This is a genomic window from Mycobacterium sp., assembly GCF_035314665.1.
Classification (GTDB): domain Bacteria; phylum Actinomycetota; class Actinomycetes; order Mycobacteriales; family Mycobacteriaceae; genus Mycobacterium.
In genome coordinates this window covers 1-5,684 of sequence record NZ_DATFZD010000458.1, presented here as the reverse complement: position 1 = coordinate 5,684, position 5,684 = coordinate 1, and the positions used below count along the sequence as shown (strand labels likewise).

Below are 5,684 nucleotides of genomic sequence, written 5' to 3'. Positions count from 1 at the left end.
GAGACTGCGGTGTATCGGTACAAGACCATCATTGGCCGGCGACTTCAGGCCCGGACTCTGTCCAAACAGCGGACGGAGGCAAAGATTGGATGCAACGTGCTCAATCGGATGACGAGTTTCGGCATGCCGACCTCCGTTCGGATCCGTTGATACTCGACCCGGTGGGCAGATGCCGCCGCCGGCCTATTCGTGCACCAAAGCGGCCGTGACCGGGATGATCGGAGCGACTATGACCGGGGACGCTCGGGCGGCGACGACCACCGGGATCACGACCACGACCACGGTCCTGATCGCGACCACGACCGTCACGGCTGATGCCGCGACGTGGCGCGCGGCGGAGGTAGGCAGGAAACAGAACACCATCTCCGCGCCCGCAGGCCCTTGTGCTTGGCGGAGCCGGCTTACATTGATCACAGGGCGGGGAGCTGCTTGCGGGCGAGATCATCACGCAAACGAAAACCGCGCGAGTTCAATGGTGGGCCGGCGCTGCGGCTACATACGCACACCGTGATCAGGTCGCGCAACAGGGTGCGGTGGTGAGCGCAGGCATCGCGATGGTAGTGACTGTCACATGGTCACCCCGAACCCCCGCTCTCTCGCGCTATAGTTGCAACGCCAACCAAAGATGTCCGAGATTTTTCTCTCGTGATGACCGCCGAGGGCTGGCGGTTGCCTCCCTGCTAGGAGTGAGCGCCAGCATCAGTGCGACCATGACGCGCAACGGTGCCAAGCGCTTCGCGTTCCGCTCGAATGGGCGGGTGGTTATGAGAACATGGCCCAGTAGATTGGCAGTTGTTTGGACCGGTGCCCGCGATGGTCGCGAGGATTCCGCTTTTGCAACCGACGTTCGGGTGGCAGATTAGGACTCTGCGTGCGACGGCGCATGATGTCCGCGACGCCGATTGACGATGGCGTCCAGATTTAACTCGCAGCTGCAGCCCTGAAGAGGCCGCCAACGCAGCTGCGAGGAAGGCAAGACGTGCGCATTGCCCGCTTGCTGGAGGAGAGCATGATCGACCTGCTCAAGGAACTCAGCACGGTCACGATCCTTCTCACGCTGGTCGCGGCAATCGGACCGGCTGGAAGCTATTCGACGACCCAACCAAACTCCCAAAAGAGGATGCTCAACGGCTCGATCACAGGGTCGCTGAGATCGTCGGCGTTCCCAAACAGGACGACGGTCGGCGCGGCGACTGCCACAACCGGATTGATCCGCATCTTGTCGAGCAGGAGTCTCCGCTCGTCCAGTTACATGAGGATATCCGTACGCCGCCCCAGCCGGATCGAGCCTGCGACCACGCAGTGCCGGACACGCTGCATATGCTCGGCATCGAACCGAGGTGTCCGACCGAACCCGGCGACTTGGAGGTCGTGATCGATAGCAACGAGGAGGGGGCTAACCCGGCCGACACGAAGAAGGCGGTCGTCGAAGCCAAGCGCACCGACATCGACGATGACGATGCGCAGTTTTGGCGGACGCTGCGGGCGTTGCCGATGCCTCAACTGTCAACGGGGAACATCGTCAACCTTCCCGGATAGGCGAAGCAGGCGAAGGTCGTCACTAGCGTGCGGTGCAATTCGCACGCGACTGCAGATGGAAGGCTCGCGGGCTGCTGAGCGCTTGTTGCACACCTTGCATCTTGAAGGGGTGTGCTGACGCGCGCGCTGCGTCATTGGATCGCACGCTCACGGGCCCCTCCGATCGCCTGGGCGATCACCCGGCTGACCCCGCCCGGCCGCGGGACTCGTCCGGCGTGCAGCGCCGCCGGCATGGCGCAGTGCCGCGTTGATCTGTGCCGCCGCTGCGATCTCGTCGTCGGTCAGGGGTAGTAGCGCACCGGCGGGGGTGGTGGAGGCGGCGCGTAGTACGCCGGTCTGTATCTATACGGATAGTAATAACCGTAGGGATAGTAGTAGCAGCCTCCGAGTGGAATGACTGCGAGCAGAACGAGCAGAAGAAGAGGGCGGCGCATTCGGATCTCCCGGATGTGAAGGGGACGTCAGGCACCGGCTGGACAGTCCGCTCAACCGGTTCATTCGGTTGGCTCAGTCGGCAAAGAAGAGTGCCCTGCCGGAGGACTTCCGCAGGGCACTCCTTACCAGAGCCGGTGAACGCGACGGTCCTAAGTGATTTCGAAATTGCTGGCGTGAAGCAAACCGACAGGCACAGCGTAGAAGTCGATCGAGCCTAGTCCGCCGGCGAAGGTCAGCAGGCTTCCGCCATGGTTATCCGTCGTCACCGCCGCTGCCGCTGCCGCGCCGCTGCTGAACCCCAGGTTCGATGCGAGGTCCACCACGCCGCTGCTTGCCGCGAAGTTGCTGATGTTGATCGTGCCGCCGGACGTCCCGACGCGCAGGCGCAAGGCGTCTGAGACGAACGGACTGTCGGTGATGCTGTCCGTGCCGCCATTGATGAACACCGTGTTGCTCGTCCCATGCAGCACCAGCGATGCCGTACTACCATTCAGGCGGAACGTGTTGTTGTTGTCGCCTGCGACAGTACTGATCGTGTCATGGCCGCTGCCCACGCTGACAACGTTGTGGCTGCTTTGTGGGCCGAACGTGACGATGTCGGTGCCGTTGCCCAGATTGATATGATCGAAGCTTGTGTGTCCGCCGGTCACCGTCACATCGCCGTCCTGGCCGAGGACGGTGATATTGTTGCCCTGCAGGGTGACTGTTGCGTTGCTGTTGCCGAGGTTAACCGTCGTGTGACTTGGCGCCGTTACGTGCCTTTCGTTCTCGTGGATTTGCTTGGCGATGCCGGGTGGAATCCAGTCCTTCTTGGCGATTCCAGGAGGAAGTCCGTTATCGCCTCCGGTGCGGTCGTCGCGATCGTTGGGGGAGCCGTCGTCGTCGTTCGCCATGTGATGCCTCCTTTTCGTTGTGCGGATTGCATAACGCCGAGCTTGGGATTTCGCTTCAACCCAGCGGTTGATGAAACATTATTTTACCATCGAGCCTGTGTTGTGGGCTTATTAACGATAGCCGCAATCCGTCGCGCATCGAATTAACGATCGCGGTGGCGATCGTTTGCCGAAGCAACGCCCGCGACGCGATCGACTTCAAATCGGCCGAGCTGGGCGAGACGATCAAGCGCTCGTGCGAGATACATTAAGAAACAGTAGTCGAAACGGATCGACACCAAGTGTCTCCCTAGCTAGCCCCGCCATTGAGGGGGCTGGCCAATTTGCTGAGGAGACCGTGGCCATGCGCCTACGCGCCGGACTGTTCTCCATCCTCATCGCGGCTGCTCTTCTCGCCCCGCTTGCGACCCCCAAGCCCGCCGACGCGTGGTGGCGCGGCGGCTGGGGCTGGCACGGCGGCTGGCACGGCGGCTGGCATGGCGGCTTGCATGGCGGCTGGGGCTGGCATGGCGGCTGGCATGGCGGCTGGGGCTGGCATGGTGGCTGGGGTTGGGGCTGGCGCGGCTGGGGCTGGCATGGAGGCTGGGGCTGGCACCCATGGGGCTGGGGCTGGCACCGCGGCTGGTGGGGCTATCCGTATCGTCCGGTTGTCTATGCCGCTCCACCTGTATACGCCGGGCCGTATAACCCGGGCGTCTATCACGCGCCAGCTTGCAACTGCACGTGCACCTGCGCACCGGCGCCGCATTGAGCAGGCGGGCCGATGGTGGCTCGGCCGCTGGCTGTGGCGCTGGCAGGGCGGGCCAGTTCTGCCTCCTTGTCACGGCGTCCGCAGTCGTGAGGAGTGTGATTCTAAACTGGGGACCGCACCAGAGCCTCACCAGCGAACCCACCGACGGCTGTCCAGCCCCAGCCCGCGGCCTGACCGGCCTGGCCCGCTGACACAGCAGCCCGACGAGCGGGCCGGGCGGACCGCCCCGAACGAGGCCGGGCGATCCAATCGGGCGTCGTGTTGCAATTGTGAGAACATGGCAATTAAGTTGAACTACCGTTCTGTGTCAGGCAGGCGTCGAGGATCAACTTTCTCGCGGCGGGCGACCAACGGACGCATGATTCGGTATCGAGATCTCAGTCGCCGAGCCTTGCTCGGATCGGCCGTCAGTGCCTACCGCGCCGCCTGCGAGTGGACGGCGTACTGTCACTGCCGATCGGCGTCGTGGTTTGACCTCTTTCGTTGTCCGTGACCCCGGGGAGATTCTCGAGAAAAGCCGACACGAAAGTGGCCACCGGAGGGATCAGCCTGCCGACGCCGATGAGGGGTCAAACGCCGTGCCGATCCACAGTCGGACCACGGTCATGCGAGTGGCCGACGCCAAGCCAAGGCCTGCCGAGGCGCCGGGGCCGGTAGGCGACGACCGTTCGGCATAAGTTGTATCGTGCCCCCGATTTGAACCTGCAGCGGGGACTTTCGCCTTTCCAGGAGCCGCGACGTCAGACCAAGCGCTTCAATGTCGGCGAGGCTTTGAAGCGCACCGTCTTGCTCGCCTTCACCTTGACCGCCGAGACCGTCCGAAAGGTGGGGGGTCAGGCGGCTGGGCGAAATGAGCGTCGTGCCCAGCTCTCAGCGACAGCATGGTCCCGCTCGAAGGTGCCGTTCGCGACAGCGGTTCGAACCTTCAACATCATATGCGCTCCCCGCGGCGACCAGCGCATCTGCTGATTCGCGCCCATCCGGCGATGAAGCAGCCATTGCACGGTGCTTTCCGTCGGCGCCGTCGATATTGGCTCCGCGTCGTGACGCGCCGTCGCGTAGTCGATGATCAGTGCCGCCTGCCCGGCCACGTACGTCTCCAGACCACGCAAGAGTGTACCCACCTTGCACGCGGTCGCACCCGCAGGCGACGCCCTGGGGGCGGTGGCGTCGAGCGCTGCCACCGTATCGCCGATCAGATCAAGTGCCCGCTGCACCTGGCCGTGCCACAGGCGCCAGCGGACGTGCTCCACAGCATCGGCGAAGCGGGCGCCTTCTTGCCGGTCTTCGTTCGTGACGGCAGGCCAGCCTTTGACTGCCTGGGCGACATGCTGGATGCGCATCGCCAAGTGGAACCAGTCAAGCACATGGCAGGTCGGGCCAACGCTCGCCGCCTCTCCCAGCGACCGCGGTCCGTCGGCGCCATCGCTGAGGATGGTGAACTCCGTGCGCGGTGTTGCGCCAAGGCGATGCAGCACGCCGCGCAGTTGCTGGGTCTGCCGATCGGCCTCGACCGGCACACTGCTGAAGACGATCTGCTCACCATCATCGTTGCTGGCCTGCGCAACGAACACCTCGAAGGTCCGTACGTGACAGCTGCGCACCGCGCGCACGTGACCGGAGTCGATGGACAGCGCGATCGTCTCCGCGTCGGTCGGCGGTGACAGAGGCGTTGGCGACACGATCGCCGTGCATTCCAGCCTGGCGCCGACCAGCAACGTCCGACGCTGGATGGTGTCGATCGTCGGGAGATCACCGACAGGGAAGAAGGTCTCCAGCAAGGCGCGACCGCGGCGGTAGGGCAGCAGGGCACCGAACTCGGCCAACACGCGCTCATACTCGAGCGTACAGCAATCGGGCATGATCTCCTTCACCGGCGAGAGAATCGTCCGCAGGGTCACACTGCACTGGCAGGGCTCAAACCGCGGAGCGCGGACCTCCACCGTGCCGAACAACGACCGCAGCTGCCGTGGCCGCCGATCCTTCAGCGGCCGCTGTCCTCCACATCGCGGGCAGCGTCGCCGGACCTGGCAGTGCTCCTCGGCTTGCGCCTGAACAAGATGGCG

Annotated in this window: 6 protein-coding genes; 2 read left to right on the top strand and 4 right to left on the bottom strand. The window is 64.1% G+C overall.

The window, feature by feature from the left end:
* Window positions 1-183: 183 nt before the first annotated feature.
* Window positions 184-414, bottom strand: coding sequence for a hypothetical protein (locus VKI00_RS33585; protein WP_324447617.1), 231 nt, complete (start codon window positions 412-414; stop codon window positions 184-186).
* A 672-nt stretch (window positions 415-1,086) separates the two neighbouring features.
* Window positions 1,087-1,218: a hypothetical protein gene (locus VKI00_RS33580; protein ID WP_324447616.1), complete on the bottom strand. Its 132-nt coding sequence runs from the start codon at window positions 1,216-1,218 to the stop codon at window positions 1,087-1,089.
* Window positions 1,219-1,371: 153 nt separating this feature from the next.
* Here VKI00_RS33580 and VKI00_RS33575 point away from each other — a divergent pair, with 153 nt between their 5' ends.
* Complete coding sequence (locus VKI00_RS33575) at window positions 1,372-1,539, top strand: hypothetical protein (protein WP_324447615.1); 168 nt, start codon at window positions 1,372-1,374, stop codon at window positions 1,537-1,539.
* A 584-nt stretch (window positions 1,540-2,123) separates the two neighbouring features.
* Here VKI00_RS33575 and VKI00_RS33570 read toward each other — a convergent pair.
* The gene (locus VKI00_RS33570) at window positions 2,124-2,867 is read right to left on the bottom strand and encodes a hypothetical protein (protein WP_324447614.1); all 744 of its coding nucleotides are present in this window, start codon (window positions 2,865-2,867) and stop codon (window positions 2,124-2,126) included.
* A gap of 343 nt (window positions 2,868-3,210) precedes the next feature.
* On the opposite strand from VKI00_RS33570, the gene VKI00_RS33565 reads away from it, so the two are divergent.
* The gene (locus VKI00_RS33565; protein WP_324447613.1) at window positions 3,211-3,618 is read left to right on the top strand and encodes a hypothetical protein; all 408 of its coding nucleotides are present in this window, start codon (window positions 3,211-3,213) and stop codon (window positions 3,616-3,618) included.
* A gap of 833 nt (window positions 3,619-4,451) precedes the next feature.
* Here VKI00_RS33565 and VKI00_RS33560 read toward each other — a convergent pair.
* Window positions 4,452-5,684, bottom strand: a 1,233-nt coding sequence (locus VKI00_RS33560) for an ISKra4 family transposase (protein ID WP_324447612.1), incomplete at its 5' end; no start/stop codon positions are given.